The 15,420-nt window shown below is 42.7% G+C and carries 18 protein-coding genes; 8 read left to right on the top strand and 10 right to left on the bottom strand.

What is annotated here, in order from left to right; translation table 11 throughout:
* Positions 1–51: 51 nt before the first annotated feature.
* The 4 genes from Q9312_RS16415 to Q9312_RS16400 form a co-directional block, all read right to left on the bottom strand.
* Positions 52–870: a hypothetical protein gene (locus tag Q9312_RS16415; protein WP_309201950.1), complete on the bottom strand. Its 819-nt coding sequence runs from the start codon at positions 868–870 to the stop codon at positions 52–54.
* 176 nt (positions 871–1,046) lie between these two features.
* Positions 1,047–1,826, bottom strand: a complete 780-nt coding sequence (locus Q9312_RS16410; protein ID WP_309201949.1) for a nucleotidyltransferase domain-containing protein — start codon at positions 1,824–1,826, stop codon at positions 1,047–1,049.
* A 52-nt stretch (positions 1,827–1,878) separates the two neighbouring features.
* Positions 1,879–2,226, bottom strand: coding sequence for a DUF6559 family protein (locus Q9312_RS16405; protein ID WP_309201948.1), 348 nt, complete (start codon positions 2,224–2,226; stop codon positions 1,879–1,881).
* 179 nt (positions 2,227–2,405) lie between these two features.
* On the bottom strand, positions 2,406–2,897 hold the full coding sequence (locus tag Q9312_RS16400; RefSeq protein ID WP_309201947.1) for an AAA family ATPase: 492 nt from the start codon (positions 2,895–2,897) through the stop codon (positions 2,406–2,408).
* A 239-nt stretch (positions 2,898–3,136) separates the two neighbouring features.
* Between Q9312_RS16400 and Q9312_RS16395 the strand changes: the two genes are divergently transcribed.
* Together Q9312_RS16395 and Q9312_RS16390 are read left to right on the top strand one after the other, a co-directional pair.
* Positions 3,137–3,418, top strand: a complete 282-nt coding sequence (locus tag Q9312_RS16395; RefSeq protein ID WP_309201946.1) for a DUF6482 family protein — start codon at positions 3,137–3,139, stop codon at positions 3,416–3,418.
* Positions 3,419–3,507: 89 nt separating this feature from the next.
* Positions 3,508–3,858, top strand: a complete 351-nt coding sequence (locus Q9312_RS16390; RefSeq protein WP_309201945.1) for a thiol-disulfide oxidoreductase DCC family protein — start codon at positions 3,508–3,510, stop codon at positions 3,856–3,858.
* A gap of 20 nt (positions 3,859–3,878) precedes the next feature.
* Here Q9312_RS16390 and Q9312_RS16385 read toward each other — a convergent pair whose 3' ends face one another.
* The 4 genes from Q9312_RS16385 to Q9312_RS16370 form a co-directional block, all read right to left on the bottom strand.
* Entirely contained in the window at positions 3,879–5,087 is a 1,209-nt protein-coding gene (locus Q9312_RS16385; RefSeq protein WP_309201944.1) for an acetyltransferase domain-containing protein, read from the bottom strand.
* A 205-nt stretch (positions 5,088–5,292) separates the two neighbouring features.
* The gene (locus tag Q9312_RS16380) at positions 5,293–6,378 is read right to left on the bottom strand and encodes an aromatic ring-hydroxylating oxygenase subunit alpha (protein ID WP_309201943.1); all 1,086 of its coding nucleotides are present in this window, start codon (positions 6,376–6,378) and stop codon (positions 5,293–5,295) included.
* Positions 6,379–6,399: 21 nt separating this feature from the next.
* Positions 6,400–7,275: a dimethylarginine dimethylaminohydrolase family protein gene (locus Q9312_RS16375; RefSeq protein WP_309204517.1), complete on the bottom strand. Its 876-nt coding sequence runs from the start codon at positions 7,273–7,275 to the stop codon at positions 6,400–6,402.
* A gap of 131 nt (positions 7,276–7,406) precedes the next feature.
* Complete coding sequence (locus tag Q9312_RS16370) at positions 7,407–8,765, bottom strand: amino acid permease (protein ID WP_309201942.1); 1,359 nt, start codon at positions 8,763–8,765, stop codon at positions 7,407–7,409.
* Between the two features lie 108 nt (positions 8,766–8,873).
* Here Q9312_RS16370 and Q9312_RS16365 point away from each other — a divergent pair, with 108 nt between their 5' ends.
* Positions 8,874–9,770, top strand: coding sequence for an aminotransferase class IV (locus tag Q9312_RS16365; RefSeq protein WP_309201941.1), 897 nt, complete (start codon positions 8,874–8,876; stop codon positions 9,768–9,770).
* 17 nt (positions 9,771–9,787) lie between these two features.
* Positions 9,788–10,525, top strand: coding sequence for a sulfotransferase-like domain-containing protein (locus Q9312_RS16360; protein ID WP_309201940.1), 738 nt, complete (start codon positions 9,788–9,790; stop codon positions 10,523–10,525).
* A 61-nt stretch (positions 10,526–10,586) separates the two neighbouring features.
* On the opposite strand, the gene Q9312_RS16355 is transcribed toward Q9312_RS16360, so the two are convergent.
* Both Q9312_RS16355 and Q9312_RS16350 read right to left on the bottom strand, forming a co-directional pair.
* Positions 10,587–11,285: an NINE protein gene (locus tag Q9312_RS16355; RefSeq protein ID WP_309201939.1), complete on the bottom strand. Its 699-nt coding sequence runs from the start codon at positions 11,283–11,285 to the stop codon at positions 10,587–10,589.
* 240 nt (positions 11,286–11,525) lie between these two features.
* Positions 11,526–12,455 carry a LysR family transcriptional regulator gene (locus Q9312_RS16350; protein ID WP_309201938.1) on the bottom strand — a complete coding sequence of 310 codons (930 nt, stop codon included), beginning with the start codon at positions 12,453–12,455 and terminating at the stop codon, positions 11,526–11,528.
* A 124-nt stretch (positions 12,456–12,579) separates the two neighbouring features.
* Between Q9312_RS16350 and Q9312_RS16345 the strand changes: the two genes are divergently transcribed.
* Genes Q9312_RS16345 through Q9312_RS16330 form a run of 4 tightly spaced genes read left to right on the top strand, consistent with a single transcriptional unit; the run spans position 12,580 to position 15,378 of the window.
* Entirely contained in the window at positions 12,580–12,834 is a 255-nt protein-coding gene (locus Q9312_RS16345; RefSeq protein ID WP_309201937.1) for a hypothetical protein, read from the top strand.
* Entirely contained in the window at positions 12,834–13,766 is a 933-nt protein-coding gene (locus Q9312_RS16340; protein WP_309201936.1) for a sodium-dependent bicarbonate transport family permease, read from the top strand. The genes Q9312_RS16345 and Q9312_RS16340 overlap by 1 nt, the downstream gene beginning before the upstream one ends.
* A 23-nt stretch (positions 13,767–13,789) precedes the next feature.
* On the top strand, positions 13,790–14,272 hold the full coding sequence (gene purE / locus Q9312_RS16335; RefSeq protein WP_309201935.1) for a 5-(carboxyamino)imidazole ribonucleotide mutase: 483 nt from the start codon (positions 13,790–13,792) through the stop codon (positions 14,270–14,272).
* Entirely contained in the window at positions 14,227–15,378 is a 1,152-nt protein-coding gene (locus Q9312_RS16330; RefSeq protein WP_309201934.1) for a 5-(carboxyamino)imidazole ribonucleotide synthase, read from the top strand. Before purE ends, Q9312_RS16330 begins: the two co-directional genes overlap by 46 nt.
* The last annotated feature ends 42 nt before the right edge of the window (positions 15,379–15,420 follow it).

Raw genomic sequence — 15,420 nt, 5'->3', positions numbered from 1 at the left:
GTTTCTAATTAAAAGCAGGAAGAAGTTTAACTTCCTTAATAGGCGTATTGTTCAATAAGTGTATTGAGTATCCAGTCGTGTGATTCTAAATACGCCATCTTCTCGTTCGATTACATCAATTATGACGTCAAGCCCCCATCGAGCAATTCCATTAGGCGTCACCGAACTTGATAACATAAATCGACTACTTCCAACTAGCTCATTGCGAGTGATACCATCAGGTAACCTCATTTCATCGAAATACTTTTTACCTCGATCGTCTCCAGCGTAAATACAGCTCACCTGAACTGAATAAAAGGTTTCTGGCTCACCGTATTTTTTTACTATTGATTCAAAGAGAGTCTTTAGGTGAGTAGATGAAAATTGCTCCGTATCGTAAAAATGCGCAGACAACGTCTCAAAGTCTCTCTTAATCATCAATATTCCAATATAATGAGTAAACTCTTTTAGACGTTTGATGGATGGCAATGCGTCTTCTGTGCTTCCGCAAACTCTTATGCTAGCTATTTCTTTGATACCGGCGAAAGGTTCATCTCCGCCGAAGTCTTCTATCTCTAATTGCGCACCATCCATACTTTGAACAGAAGACTCCGCACTTCGACATTGGTTATATAAAACGTCAAAGCGATCTGACTCAGTTAAGGTGTCGTCTTCAAGATACTCAACAAGCGACCGAGTTTGCCTATCCAATATAGATACCTCGCCATCGGTTCCATCTCCCATTCTCCCCCTTAAGAGAGTTGCGAGTGACTTAAAGTTTGTCGGTTTATCAGAGGCATAGAAAATATCAACAACCTCATTTAAAGAAAGTTTCCTTTTATGATATAGCTGCTGCATAAATTCATTTTCGGTAACTGCATTAATCGCCATTGTCGCTCCAAGCATTAAATATTAAGATAGTTAATCTAGAGTTCTAAAATAATTAGCCAATAAGTTTATTAGTTAAAGTCGATCGTGCGCTATTCATATCAAGAATATTAGCAATAATAAATTCTGAATCATCTAACTCATAAATGAGTATCGTCATACTGTTCATAAGCCATACTTCAATTTTCCATTAACACTTTCTTAAACAAGGTATTCAATTTTCTAATATCTCTTTCACTTTGCAAAGACTCGAACCCACGACTTTGGTATCTTTCAATTTCCTTTTCGATAAAGTTATTAATTAGCGGTACCGCTGGCTCCAACCCTTTTTCTGACACTACTTTCTTTCTAGCTAGCAAAGCGCGTATTGTTGACAAAAGGTCCTCGTCTTCAACCAAGGTTAATAAACGCTCGAATTCAATGGGCGCAACGGTTTGATTCATCTCCAACCACCGAATACTTAACAAAGCTCTTAGAACGTAAAAGTACTTCTTTATTCGAACATTCTTTTCCTTCATATGTTCTCGGTAATTCGACTTAGCCATATTTAAGTAGTGATACATACCCTTTTCAACTGAGTAAATTTTTGGCAGAAGTTCAATTACATTTTGCCGAAAGTTGCCCGATTCAATATAGGTGATAGGGGATTGAATCCACTCAATAATAGAAGGATTAGATTTCCAAAAAAGCCTTAAGGCCTTTCTAATATCCCATCCATTCAAATCAATCTCATCAACAATAGGGTATTCTATGACATCTCGTCGGTCTTCTACATCAATTGACAGGTACCAGTCTCGTGGTCGAACATAAATAAATCGAACATCGTAGTCACTATTTGGCGATGCAAATCCCCAGGCACGACTACCTGACTCAATGGCCATTAATATTTTTACGTTCTCATCAATTTCCACTTGCTTGAGACGATGCTCAATCTCTTGTCTTGCTTTGCTATCTATCATTGTTGTTCCATTGTTCTTTTAATCCTAATTCAAACATGTCAGATATTTTTATTCAAAATCCACTTTTCCCATTTTTATTCGCTATCCAGTTGGTATGAACACCACCCTTCCAACCAACAGGTAAGGCTAATTTTATTAAAGTAACCGCCGTATATTCTGGAGAAATATCGAATAGCGTCGCAACTTCAACACGCTGCTCACTAAAACGTTCAGACGGCTGGGTATACATTGCTAGCGCATAGTCGATAAATCGCTTGCTCACTTTAGCAACACCGACGGTGGTTTTTACTTGCCCTTCAGAATAGTATTCCGACAACCCATAACGGCTGGCTAATAGTGGCGATACTTTCGTAAAGTAATTGTGAATCGCTTTTCTCTTTCGTCTTTCTTTAAACCACATTATTTAATCGCCCAAAATAGTTATCTAATAATTCGACACTGCGATTGTCTCTGAAAAAATGAGTTCCATTAAAAGGACGGTTCTCATTGATACAACTGGCGCCAGTCACAACTAGAATCAATCCGCCAATTATACAGTGCTTATAAGCCATGTTACGATAAACCTTATTTATCAGCAGGCTAGGACCGCTCTTGGTTTTGCTCAATCATTTTCTTTGGCCCTTTAAAACTGTCAAATAAGTGTTTATGTGATTGATAAGAGAAGGTATCTTCACGTTCGTAATACTGTTTTATCCACTCGATAAGCATTGATAAATTTTCATCTTGAGCTTGCTTTGACGAATACTTATGTGGTTCCCATGGTCTGCGCTGAGCATTTGCAATGCATTCATCTAATGGCAAGTTAAGAAATATCAGTTCGGTCGCTTGCGGTAATGCTATATCTAGCAGGTCGCTGTAACATCCTTCAATAACCCAAGCGTCATTCTCACTCATAAATTGCTCAATATCATGCCTAGACACATCTATCAATTGGCGCTTCGGTGGTGAAGTAGGTAACCAAGCGAGCGTATCTAAGTCTAAGTGAGCGAGCTTTTCCTTTTCAACCAGTTTCTTGGCAAGCGTGGATTTTCCTGAGCCCGAATTTCCTAAAATTACAATTTTATGTAACATTTAAACCCTCTATTCTGATGATCATTGCCTTTTATTAGGCTGTCCTTTCGCTTTTGTTTGCAAACACTATACTTATCACTAGGCTTACGAAAACCCACGTAACTCATAATAAACTTAACTGGTATTTGTGACCTACTAGACTTTCCAGTAATCCATACGACGAGAAACAACGTAAAACAGAAAAACCAGAGCCTGATAAAACAGTAAAACCTTATATAACGATAGAAAGAATTACCACAATGGAACTTAACATACATGCGCTCGAAGGCGGCTTATATCTCGTAGAGGTAACCGACGAGCTCAAAAACATTTCAGACGAAATACGTACAACAATCGCTAAGAAGGCAAGCTTTACCGAGTCGCACTTTTGGCATTTTCGCAGCCTTGGCGCTATACGAGATGCTTTCACCTCACTCTCACCGCAACGCGTGTGGTTAATCCACAATTTAGCGTACGATCAAATGATCGGCTTGCCTAGTCATCCTGAGCCACACCGACAACCTTTGCACTGGTACTCTTAAATTTAATACTTTTAAATCCAATACTTTTAAATCTAAAACTCATAAATCTGGAACTCGTGTTTACAACCGATGAAAAAGCGTTTACAACAATGACCCAACAAAATAACCAAACAAAAGTCTTCTTCGATGGGCGCTGCTACATTTGTGCGACTGAGATTGCTAAACTGAAAGAAAGGAGTACTGATTTACGGTTTATCAACATTCATGCGTTCAAACATCTACCAAAACCAAAAGAGGTATTGCTAAAACAACTGTACGTTCAGCTACCTAATAACCGCTGGTTGCTTGGTCTCGACGCCAATATATACATGTGGCGTAACTGTGGAAAAATAATGTTAGCCGACTTTTTTAGCCTGCCGATCATCTACCCTATTGCCAAGAAGGTTTATGCTTGGTGGGCTAATCGACGTTTTAACAAGCTATACCAAAAGCTTCATTAACACGGATATTAATCGGTGAGCTACAAGTAACTTAGCCACCAATCTTTTCGTCGCGACTTCACGTCGCTTACCCACTTGGCAAGCGGATATAATGCGACCATTATGCACAACCAAAAGCCATAAACGCCCAGCAAGCCAACACCGAATCCTTCCGGAAACAAAAAATACATGGTTAAAAATTGTTCCGCTTCAAACCCCTGATACATTCCAAATAATACTGATAGTGAATGGATAATCAATAAGTGCGCAATATAGATTGCAAAAGGAGCCTTTCCAAAAGTAATCATTATTGATCTAAGCAATCTTGGCAAATGATCGGCGATTGTTAAAATTAGGCAACCGACGCCTAGCGTTAGTAAAGTAAACAGTAAGCTTGGAGGGTATTTGGTTACATTGAAAAAGTCTCGCAAAGTCAGCCAGCCATTTGCTTGCGCTTGCCAGGTATTAGGATCACCGTAAATTTGAGATCCTCGTAATACAAAAAATATCACTAATAAAGACAACCCGATCAACAAAAATAATCGTTTTTGTTCAACTGGCGTTCGATTAAAAAGAGAGGCTGTACCGAACCCCATTAGCATGATTCCAATCCAAGGAATTGGCGGGTAAGCAATATAGAAAGAAAGCTGACCAATCGCGAAACCCATCTGCGCATGTAGCCCAACCCACAACGGAATATTTTGTTGCCCCATTTGTGGTACTGGCCAGACACTATCGAGAGCATTATGACCAATAACGATAAGAATACCGATAGCCAAACACGCTCTTGCACCTAAAAACTGCAACAAGCCGAGAACCATCATGCTTAGCCCGATTGCGCCAATGACTTGAAAAGCTAGACCGGTTAAGCCACCTAAAAATGGTAGCCCAGTGATATTAAATGTCCAAAGTTGTGATACAACCGCAAGCTCTATCACAATCAACCAAAGGCCTCGAGTTATCAAGAAGTAACTCAACTCTCTAGGAGAGCGCCGAGCGGTCATTAGACCCGCACTAGTACCCGCTAAAAATACAAAAATAGGTGCGCATAAATGAGTCACTAGCCGAGTTAAATAAGTACCCAATGAAGCGTCATCTGACATAGGCGCTTGAGCAACAACGCCTGCACCTAAATAATCTCGCACATGATCAATTGCCATAATCACGATCACAAGTCCGCGTAGAAAATCAATATTTTCAATTCGATATTTTCGTTGTTCTACGACATTATCTATTGCAACGGCTGTCATGGATCGTCCTTGATGAGTAGTCGACGCTTATTTCATCTTGTGTTTAAACGTCTTAATTATCACTATTAGCGTTTTATCAGTAGTCTCAATAGACCTATTTTTCTAACCTATACCAAAAGCTCTAAAAATCAATCAGTAATAATCATGGCAGATAATTGATCCAATGAAAAGAATCTTAAATATATTTCAACGTTAATCTTTATTCTTAAAGCTCGCTCACTTCTCGGTAAGCGCGTCTTAACAACTCTTGAAAATGCCACACTCCGCTCTCGCGTTTAACACACAGTCGTCCTTGATGATAACTACCCGACTCTAATCCTTTTTGTACATGCTCACATATCGCAATATCTTCGTCTTGAACTTCATCACTAAAAGATAAGTCTTGCTGTATCATTTTCTTGGTTGATGATGACTCCAGATCACTGTAATAGTAATCAAAAATGACCTTACATTGGTTCTTCTCTGAAGGCACAATGATATTCACTTGGCAACGGCCCGGTAAAATATTGAGCATTAAATTGGGGTATACACAAAAGTAATGCGCCGCTCCGTCACCGTAGAAATTATCATCACTTTCTAAGGGACTGAATTGATAAGAGTACCACGGAGACAATTCTGTTGTGTAGCTTTTGTAATCCAACAATTTATTTAAGCCAGGATGAACATGCGGCAAATGATAGCCTTCGAGGTAATTGTCCATGTAAACTTTCCAGTTACACGAAACATCGTAGACATCACGATGATGAAACTGCATTTTCAGCAAATTGATTGGCGCAATTTTTTCGACGATATTTTCAAATACTTTGGCTAACTCTATTGGTGAATTTGACAAGTTTACGAAAAGATAACCTTGCCATGTATCAACGTTGACCGAATCTAAATGAACATCGCACAGTTCAAAGTTTGGTGTTGATTGCATTTCAGGTGCCGTTCGCAATTGACCATCTAACTTATAAGTCCAGCCGTGATACTTACAACTCAAGACTTTTACATTACCCTTTTGTAAAACTAACGGACCTGCTCTATGTTTACAGACATTATAATATGCCCGTAACTGCCCTTCATGATCTCGTAAAATGACAATTGGCTTATTGGCGACTTCAGCGGTGATCACATCGCCATTATTCGCTAATTCGGAAACATGCCCCACACACTGCCAACTTCGAGTAAATATAGCTTGCCTATCTAATTGATGAGCTTGCTCTGATACATAAAGCTCTGCCGGCAAAGTGATGGCCTGTTCTAATTCAGTTGCTTCAAAGTATGGTTGCCAGTGATAAGATTGATTCATTAACCTTGTTCTCTTAAAAAATTACCGTTCACGCTCTAGTGGACGAGTTAAACACGTAGGACCGCCACACCCTTTCTCACAAATATCTTTACCTGAGAAAGTGTGAACTTCTGCGCCAGCATCAAGCAGTCTCTTTTTTGTAATAGGATTGCCTTCAACCGCCACACACACACCGGGAGCAACCGCAAGCACATTACAACCTTGCGAGTCATACTCTTGTTCAGGCACTTCAACTAATCGATAACCACTGTCAAGTAAGTAATTTCGAAAAGGCACTGGCATAAGAGGAGAATAGACAACGGCGAGATCATCGGCGACAGGGCTGATAATAGACATTAAATGGAAAACGTCGCTGGGTCCCCTAAAATGCGGAAGCGGAACCTCTATAAAATCGCTGACGGAAGCAGCGGTCAATTCGCGCAGTTGAGCGATGCCTTGAGCATTGGTTCGATAACCATTGGCAACCGCAAGAACATTGTTCCGCAACCAAGTGACATCGCCACCCTCTACAGAACCGGGTGCGGTGACGCTTCCCAAAACTTTTGAGCCTCGAGTTATATAATGCTGGCGTTGATGTTCTGGCTCAGTTTGTCGATTCGCTTTTCCCATGGTGCATAAAATGATTCCATTATCAGTGACAACCGCATTGTCTCTCGGATACAAGCTATCAAGAGTGGTATCTGCGGAAGCTGGAAGAAATTCGAGTTCGACCCCCAGCTTACTAAGCAAATCGCAAAATGCATCGTATTCTACAATGGCATTGCTGCGATCAGGTCTAGCGAGGAAATTTAAAGCTTTCCATTCTCGATCAATTTGTTCATCATCTCGAAAAGCATCTTTGGCATGTTTCAACAAGACTCGTTTAATTTGCCCCACATCCGTTTGCATTGTCTGCATCACTCTTAAGAACTCCTATCAAAACTCTTACAGATTACTATCAACATTAAATTGAATACCTTTATTAAACTTGCGTCATTCCGTTCAGATCATTCAATTCAGATCATTCCGTTCACGTCTTTCCTGTTACATCATTCTTTGCGTGTCTCGATCGATAGGTTTGAATCATTCTTTCGATCCGTATTCATTTTCAACCAAGTGTATACAGGTACGCCTAACATCATCAATATAAATCCCCAATACACAGCCTCTTGGCCAGCGCCTGCCAATGCCCATAGCGAAAACAGAAAAGCAATGATAATTATCGCTAACGATAAAGCCTTTAAATTATCCGACTGTCGACTTTGAAAACGAAAGGCAGCGGCAGAACAAAAAATATAAGGCACTAATATCGACGTTGTTGAAAGCAAAATCGCAAAATTAAATACACCGAGTAAATTTTTACTCGCAGTGGTCAATAACAAAAGAGACGTCAACACCGAAGAGATAATAATTCCCAACGTTGGAGCGCCGCGATTATTCTGCTGAGCAAACCAGTGCGGAAATAATTGATCTTTTGCCGCAGCCATAGGCATTTGTCCACCGAGCAAAATTAAGCCATTTAACGCGCCAAGTGTTGAGACCAGTGCAACAAAGGTCATGGCTAAACCTGCCCAGCTTCCCCATAATGAACGCGCCGCATCGGCAAAAGGACCGTTGGATTGCGCCAAATCCATCGCAGGCAATACGCCCATGACAACTATTGTGCCCAACACATAAATGACCGCAACAATGGCGACTCCGAGCATGGTCGCTCGTGGAATCGTTTGTTGAGGTTCTTTAATATTGTCTGCCGGTATACTCGCTGACTCAATGCCTAAAAAAGCCCATAGCCAGAGAGCAGCAGCGGCAATGATCATATTCGAAGTGGTCGCGGTCTCTGTTACTTCCTTCGTCAAATGGCTCCAGTCGACATACCAAAATCCAGCAATAGCAAATATTATAAGAGGGACAACTTTTAACAAGGTTGTGACCAGTTGCGTGACGCCAGCTTCTTTAACACCCAATATATTGATGAAGGTAAACAGCCAAACAAAACTTAAAGCAAGTAACGTCGATAACATCGCTGCATCGTTCAACGCGGGTATCAGTAATTTACAGTAAGACACCGCGGCCATCGCAATGGCTGCGTTACCGGTCCAAACAGAAATCCAATAGCCCCATGCAACCAGAAACGCCGGAAATTCTCCAATTCCGATACGAGTGTAATGGTAGGGACCACCAAGGCCCGGGTGCCAATGACTCAATTTCGCAAAGACCCAAGCTAAGCACACAGCACCTAATGCAGCCATCAACCAACCCGCTAAACTAATAGCCCCAAACTCAGCCAATGACGCTGGTAATAAAAATATTCCAGAACCGATCATGGTTCCAATGACTAACGACGTGGTGATAGCAACACCAAATCTTTGAGAGTCACGATGACTAGGGTTGGCTTTATTGTTATGCATTATCGCTCCTTTATCTCAGTGTGCTTGGAGCGAACGGACAAATCAAGTGTTGTATTGTCGACGTTTACTCTGCATTATCAAGATTGGTGAATATCGTTGGAGTTTGCAATGGGCTATGGCGCTCACACATATCAAGATGATCCTCGCAATGCACAAATTAAAATAAGTATTAACGGCGAACTTTTTGCACGAGAAGACGCTAAAATAAGTGTCTTCGATAGCGGTTTTATTCTCGGCGACGGTGTTTGGGAAGGATTGCGATTGCACAAAGGTAAAATTGCCTTTTTGCAACAACATTTGGATCGCCTTTATGGTGGTGCAAAAGCATTGGATATGAACATAGGTTTATCTCAGCAGGCGTTAGCCGATCGAATTTATGCAACACTCAAAGCCAATGAAATGACCGATGGAGTCCATATCCGATTGATGGTTACCCGCGGCACCAAGGCAACGCCTTATCAAGATCCGAGAGTAACCATTAGCCCGGCTACCATCGTAATTATTCCTGAATATAAACATTCGATTGCCTCAAATGGCTTGCGCTTGTTCACCACTCACGTGCGACGAGGTTATCCTGATGTACAAGATCCAAAACTAAATTCTCACTCCAAACTCAATTGTATTTTTGCTTGCATTCAAGCAACCAAAGCGGGTGCAGATGAAGCCTTAATGCTCGATCCGCATGGGTTTGTGTCTACCTGCAACTCAACGCATTTTTTTATCGTTCGAGGCAATGAAGTATGGACCTCTACGGGTGACTATTGTCTTGGAGGTATAACTCGCAGCAATGTGATCAAAGCCTGCATTCAAAATAATATTCCGGTGTTGCAAAAAAACTTTTCGTTAACCGATGTATACAGTGCAGATGAAGCTTTTTGCACGGGCACCTTCGCGGGACTGTCGCCAGTGATCAGTGTTGATGGTCGAACGATTGGTCAAGGAGAACGAGGGCCGATGGTCAACCAATTAAATGAACTCTATCATCAACTGATTGAATCTGAGTAAACGGGAGTGTCTTTTGCATGAGTACTCTGCGAATTGCCATGTGGTCTGGACCAAGAAATATCAGTACCGCCATGATGAGAAGTTGGGAAAATCGCAACGACACGAGTGTGGTCGATGAGCCATTTTATGCCTGTTATTTAAAACACACACAGCTGCGGCATCCCTGCTTCGATGAAATCTTAGCGAGCCAATCAAATGACTGGAATCAAGTCGGAGAAATGCTGTCAACCAAGTCGGTTTCGACGCCAATTTTTTATCAAAAACATATGACCCACCATATTTTGTCAGAGGTTGATCTCAATTGGGCCAGCCAACTGCAGCATATTTTTTTGATTCGCGACCCACGCCGGGTAATCGCCTCCTATGCCAAAGCGATGCCCAGTGTGACTCAACAAAACATCGGTATTCTGCGACAACATCAGTTATATCAAAAGCTATGCAAGGTCAGTACGAAATCAATACCCATCATTGATGCGGCTGATGTGCTTGAGAATCCAAAGCAGATTCTTAGCCAAGTGTGCAAAATCATTGGCATTGAATTTGATGAAAATATGCTGCGATGGCCTTCAGGTAAAAGAACCAGTGATGGCGTTTGGGCAAAACACTGGTACCACAATGTTGAGAAGTCGACTGAATTTGCATCGCCCGAGAATGTCGATTTTCCTAATTTATCGAAATCACTAAAAGCATTAGCTGACGAAGCAATGCCTTATTATTTAGAACTCTATCATCAACGTATCCGAGCAGCGGTTTAGCTTTTCGCAAAGCAAAAAAAACGGCGAACTTGGTCGCCGTTTTCTTTTACATCACTTAAGGTTAGGGTCTGCATTGTCGCGGACGATACTTGTTCGCTAGTGTGCCTCCGGTGCAGTCCCAACTAATTTGGTTTCCGCTAATAACAGGAGAAAAGGTCAAGGTCTCACCGTCAATTAGATTAGACTTCGGTGTAACAAACTCAATGAAAATCAACTCATTTGAAATCGTTACTTTATGCCCACTGGAAAGAGTCAGTGGTGAATCTAAACCGAGATCACCATTATTCCGCGGTGCTTGTTGTCGCTCATTTAAATAGGCAACATAGTCACTCTTAATAGGAGTGATCTCACTCATCGCCTGAGCCACTTTAGAACGATAAGTGTAGTCTTGGTAGGCAGGGATGGCGATGGCAGCCAAAATGCCTATCATTGCTATCATCACAAACAAACCAACAACAATACCAACGACAATGCCGACACCGGCTCCTTCTCCAGGTCCCGCAGGCTTCCCTTCATTATGCTTTTGATCCCACTTAACTCGATCAGTCGCTAAGAAAACAATGGTCTCAATTAAACTGATAAGTCCTGGAATCCAAGTCCAGATGAATAGAAGGTAAAAGATCCCCCACCACTGACCTAAGTAAAATCGGTGAATACCTAATCCACCAAAAAAGAACGCCAGCAGCGCAGCAACACCTTTACTTTTGTAACCGCGAGAACGCTGTGAAGCGCCACAATTTGGGCAAGTTGTTGCAGTCACGTGTAACTCTTTTCCACAGCCGCGGCAGGCAGTTGTCCCTTGGGGACTATTGATAGAATCCGAGCTTTGATACGGGTTAGTCATAAAACATATTCCTTTCGATATTAAGTAATAGCGGCTTTCTCTAGTTTCCCAATGGAAGCCTGACGTAAATTATCTCAAACTCGGTATACTAGTACAATCGCGTTTGACTGGTTAAATTACCCATGCTCTAGCCGCCATCGAGCTGCACTAAGCCGGTTATAAGTTCATTTGTGCTAGCATGCTGTCTCGGCCAAACTCTGACACAAACCGTAAAAAGGTTTGTGCTAATAACGAAGGTTGTTTCGACTTAAGGCTGGCGAGATACCACTGTGTTTTAATTGGCAACCCCTCAACCGTGAGTTTGGCTAGGCCCGTATTTCCACCAAACGCGAGTGTGTGACTGGATAAAATGGTCACACCCAAACCCGACATAACGGCATGTTTTATCGCTTCATTACTGGCTACCGTCATCTTGACCTTTGGCTCAACGCCCGCATCGTTCAAATGTTTTTCTACGGCAAAGCGTGTTCCAGAGCCTTGCTCTCGAATCAAGAACGGCTGCTCCATTAAATTCTCGAGGGTCACTGACTTAAGTTTTGCCAAAGGATTCTGTTGCGGAACAATAGCCACTAACGGATTCGGCAAAAACTCATGCAACGCCAAATCTCGATCTTGTGGCGGATGACTGAACACATAAAAGTCATCTTCAGCAGCGTTCAATCGATCAATCACTTGCTGCCGATTCCCAACGCTAAACTCGACGTCAACATTGGGGTAATGGTGCAAAAATTCGCCAAGCAAATGAGGAATAAAATACTGCGCCGTATTCACCACGGCTAAACGCAAAGTCCCTGTTTTCAAACCTTGTAAATCATTGAGCTTCATTTCTAAGTGTTCAAGTCGACTCAATATTTCACGAGCAGCAGAGACCACCTCTAAACCCGCATCGGTAAAAATTAGTTTTCGTCCGACCTGGTCATATAATGGAGCACCAACCGCATCAGAAAGCTTTTTGAGCTGCATAGAAACGGTCGGCTGGGTTAAAAATAATGCTTTCGAGGCTGCTGTAATTGACCCTTCTTGGTAAACAGCTAATAAGATTTCTAGCTGCCTAAAAGTACCTATTTTGGCATGTAAGCGAGCCATCCTTTTTACCCCATAGATTTTTATCTATGTAGAATATCAAAAACATCTATTTTTATCTATATACAAAAATCATGATAATGGCGCCCGAATTTTTCACTCCGCCCTAAAACTACTGGAGGTTGTTATGTCGAACGAAAACTCCGAACACGCTGTTCTTTCAAACGAAGGTTCTGCACAGTCCCCTGCGTTTCAAATCGTCAGTGCCATTTTACTAGCGGTCTTAGGCACAACGGCGCTTTATTTTGAGCTCCCCGGCTGGGGTCTTATATTGACCGCAGGCTTACTCACCGCAATCACCGCTGTCGATTACCTAAAGTCGAGGAATAACAAAAAGTCAGAAAAAGCTTCAGCGACGCAACGTATTGGGGGGTTGAGCTAATGCATATTGATGTTGTTGCGGCCTTTTTTCTCTTAGGCGCGCTCGCGCAAATCTGTAAGGCTCCCATTAAAATGCCCGCAGGTTTGTATCAAAGCTTAACCTTATTTTTACTGGTCGCTATTGGCCTTAAAGGCGGTATCGCGCTTAGCCAATATGGTGACGAAAAATTACTTTGGCAGTCAGTACTTACTATTGTTTTCGGCGCTTTTTTACCTTTTATTGCTTTTCCACTGTTACGTCGTTTTGGCGGTTTGTCGCGAACCGACTCTGCGTCGATTGCTGCCCACTATGGCTCGGTAAGTATCGCGACTTTTGCGGTTGCACTCGCCATCATTGAGGCGAGAGGTATCGAATATGAACCTTACTTTCCACTCTTCGTCGCACTGTTAGAAATACCGGCCATTGCGGTCGGCTTATGGCTAGCACGTGACAATGATCAGGCATTAAACGTAAAAAAGACCCTGCATGAAATCTTCCTTAATCAAGGCGTGCTCTTGCTCGTCGGTGCTTTACTTATTGGTTGGTTATCAGGTGAGCAAACACAAAAGTTAATGCCCTTTTTCGGTAATCTATTTTATGGCGTACTCGCCCTATTTTTACTCGAGATGGGTCGGGTGTCGACGTCGAGAATCAACCTATTAAAGGAATACGGTTCATTTATTGCAAGCTTTGGCGTGGTAATGCCATTAATTGGTGCTACACTAGGCACCTTATTTTCGCAGTTACTGGAACTCTCGGTTGGCGGAACTATTTTGTTCGCTACCCTCGGTGCCAGTGCATCTTACATCGCGGTACCGGCTGCGATGGCAGTTGCTTTACCGAGTGCCAATCAGAGTTTGTCGATTACATCATCGCTAACCATAACCTTCCCTTTCAATGTATTGGTAGGGATTCCGTTATACATTGCGTTGGTTGTAAAGCTGTTTGCTTAGTTGAAATTTAACAGGTAATAAATATGAACAAACCTTTAGTCAGCATTATCATGGGTTCTCAATCGGACTGGCCGGTGATGGAAGAGGCAACCAAAGTTTTGGAACAGTTAGGTGTGCCTTATGAAGCCAAAGTCGTTTCTGCACATCGCACACCAGAGCGCTTATACGAGTTTGCCTCGACAGCTCACGAACGCGGAATAAAGGTCATTATTGCCGGCGCTGGTGGCTCTGCTCATTTAGCGGGCATGGCGGCTGCAATGACTCACTTACCCGTTGTTGCGGTACCAGTACCAAGCAAGCACTTCAAAGGCATGGACAGTTTAATGTCTATGGTGCAAATGCCTCGTGGTGTCGCCGTGGCTTGCCAAGCAGTTGGTGGGGCAGGTGCCTACAACGCCGGTCTTATTGCTACTCAAATGTTAGCTTTAGAAGACGCTGAACTCACTAAGCGCTTGCAGCAATGGCGCAAAGATCAAACCGACAGCGTTGCGACGGAGGTGAAGTAATGCACCTAGCCATTATTGGTTGCGGGCAACTGGCCCGTATGATGGCCCTCGCCGGATGGCGTTTAGGCGCGACGTTTTCTTTTCTAGCAGAGCCCGACGAGAACACTTCTGGCGTTGATCGGCTCGGAACCGTAGTTAAACGAACACCAGAGCTCACCGGCCAAGCGTTATTCGATGCTCTTGGGCAACCCAGCAGTGTGACCGTCGAGCGAGAGCATGTCGACGTCGAACTGCTGAAAACATTGCAACCCTTCTGTTTAGTCGCACCAAATCCCGACGCCATTTTAGTAAGCCAACACCGTGGGCGTGAAAAAGATTTTATGGCCGCTCATGGCATCGCAACCGCTCCGTATAAAGTAGCAACCGGTCGCGCAAACCTTAAAGATGCCGTGTTACATATAGGCTTACCTGTCATCATCAAAACCTGTGAGCAAGGTTATGATGGAAAGGGGCAGTGGCTTATTCGAGATAGCCAAGCACTTGAAGAGACTCTCAGTGACATTCCCGATCACGTTGAGTGTGTGGTCGAGGGATTCGTGAACTTTAGTAAAGAAGTGTCGATTATTTCAGCTCGATCAAGCAGCGGCGAATGCGCTTACTACCCACTCACTGAAAATGAGCATCGGCAAGGTATACTTGTTTCATCTATTGCTCCAGCAGACGTTCCGAGTGAGTCAACTCTGCAACAAGCAGACAAGATTGCCAATACCATTTTAGAAAAGCTCGATTATGTGGGTATTCTCTCCATCGAGTTTTTTGTTGTCGGAGATCAACTGGTCGTGAATGAAATTGCTCCTCGAGTCCACAACAGCGGTCATTGGACTCAATCAGCCGGGATCGCTTCACAATTTGAAAATCATATTCGTGCAATCAGTGGACTCCCTCTTGGAGAGACCAAACCTAAAACACAAGCCGCGATGCTGAACTTATTGGGAAAAGAAGTGGATGAAACATTGCTCAACCAGGGTAACCTAGAGATTCACCTGTACAACAAAAGTTTACGACCGGGCCGAAAAGTTGGTCACGTCAACCTATGGCATATTGATCGAGCACCACTCGTTAAGCAACTCAAAGAACTGCATCAGCAGGTTTATGGAGATGACTAAAGCGGTGGTTGCTTAGATTAACCAATAGAGAAATATTGGCAT

Source organism: Pleionea litopenaei (assembly GCF_031198435.1).
GTDB classification, from domain to species: domain Bacteria; phylum Pseudomonadota; class Gammaproteobacteria; order Enterobacterales; family Kangiellaceae; genus Pleionea; species Pleionea litopenaei.
The sequence above is the reverse complement of the archived record's forward strand: the minus strand, read 5'-3'. Positions and strand labels throughout refer to the sequence as shown.

Coding starts and splice junctions, on each gene's coding strand:
- Q9312_RS16345 (WP_309201937.1), top strand. CDS start 12,580: ATGTCGAACGAAAACTCCGAACACGCTGTTCTTTCAAACGAAGGTTCT.
- Q9312_RS16330 (WP_309201934.1), top strand. CDS start 14,227: ATGGCGCAAAGATCAAACCGACAGCGTTGCGACGGAGGTGAAGTAATG.
- Q9312_RS16385 (WP_309201944.1), bottom strand. CDS start 5,087: ATGACAGCCGTTGCAATAGATAATGTCGTAGAACAACGAAAATATCGA.
- Q9312_RS16375 (WP_309204517.1), bottom strand. CDS start 7,275: ATGCAGACAATGCAAACGGATGTGGGGCAAATTAAACGAGTCTTGTTG.
- Q9312_RS16340 (WP_309201936.1), top strand. CDS start 12,834: ATGCATATTGATGTTGTTGCGGCCTTTTTTCTCTTAGGCGCGCTCGCG.
- Q9312_RS16415 (WP_309201950.1), bottom strand. CDS start 870: ATGGCGATTAATGCAGTTACCGAAAATGAATTTATGCAGCAGCTATAT.
- Q9312_RS16360 (WP_309201940.1), top strand. CDS start 9,788: ATGAGTACTCTGCGAATTGCCATGTGGTCTGGACCAAGAAATATCAGT.
- Q9312_RS16395 (WP_309201946.1), top strand. CDS start 3,137: ATGGAACTTAACATACATGCGCTCGAAGGCGGCTTATATCTCGTAGAG.
- Q9312_RS16370 (WP_309201942.1), bottom strand. CDS start 8,765: ATGCATAACAATAAAGCCAACCCTAGTCATCGTGACTCTCAAAGATTT.
- purE (WP_309201935.1), top strand. CDS start 13,790: ATGAACAAACCTTTAGTCAGCATTATCATGGGTTCTCAATCGGACTGG.
- Q9312_RS16400 (WP_309201947.1), bottom strand. CDS start 2,897: ATGTTACATAAAATTGTAATTTTAGGAAATTCGGGCTCAGGAAAATCC.
- Q9312_RS16405 (WP_309201948.1), bottom strand. CDS start 2,226: ATGTGGTTTAAAGAAAGACGAAAGAGAAAAGCGATTCACAATTACTTT.
- Q9312_RS16350 (WP_309201938.1), bottom strand. CDS start 12,455: ATGGCTCGCTTACATGCCAAAATAGGTACTTTTAGGCAGCTAGAAATC.
- Q9312_RS16410 (WP_309201949.1), bottom strand. CDS start 1,826: ATGATAGATAGCAAAGCAAGACAAGAGATTGAGCATCGTCTCAAGCAA.
- Q9312_RS16365 (WP_309201941.1), top strand. CDS start 8,874: ATGGGCTATGGCGCTCACACATATCAAGATGATCCTCGCAATGCACAA.
- Q9312_RS16390 (WP_309201945.1), top strand. CDS start 3,508: ATGACCCAACAAAATAACCAAACAAAAGTCTTCTTCGATGGGCGCTGC.
- Q9312_RS16380 (WP_309201943.1), bottom strand. CDS start 6,378: ATGAATCAATCTTATCACTGGCAACCATACTTTGAAGCAACTGAATTA.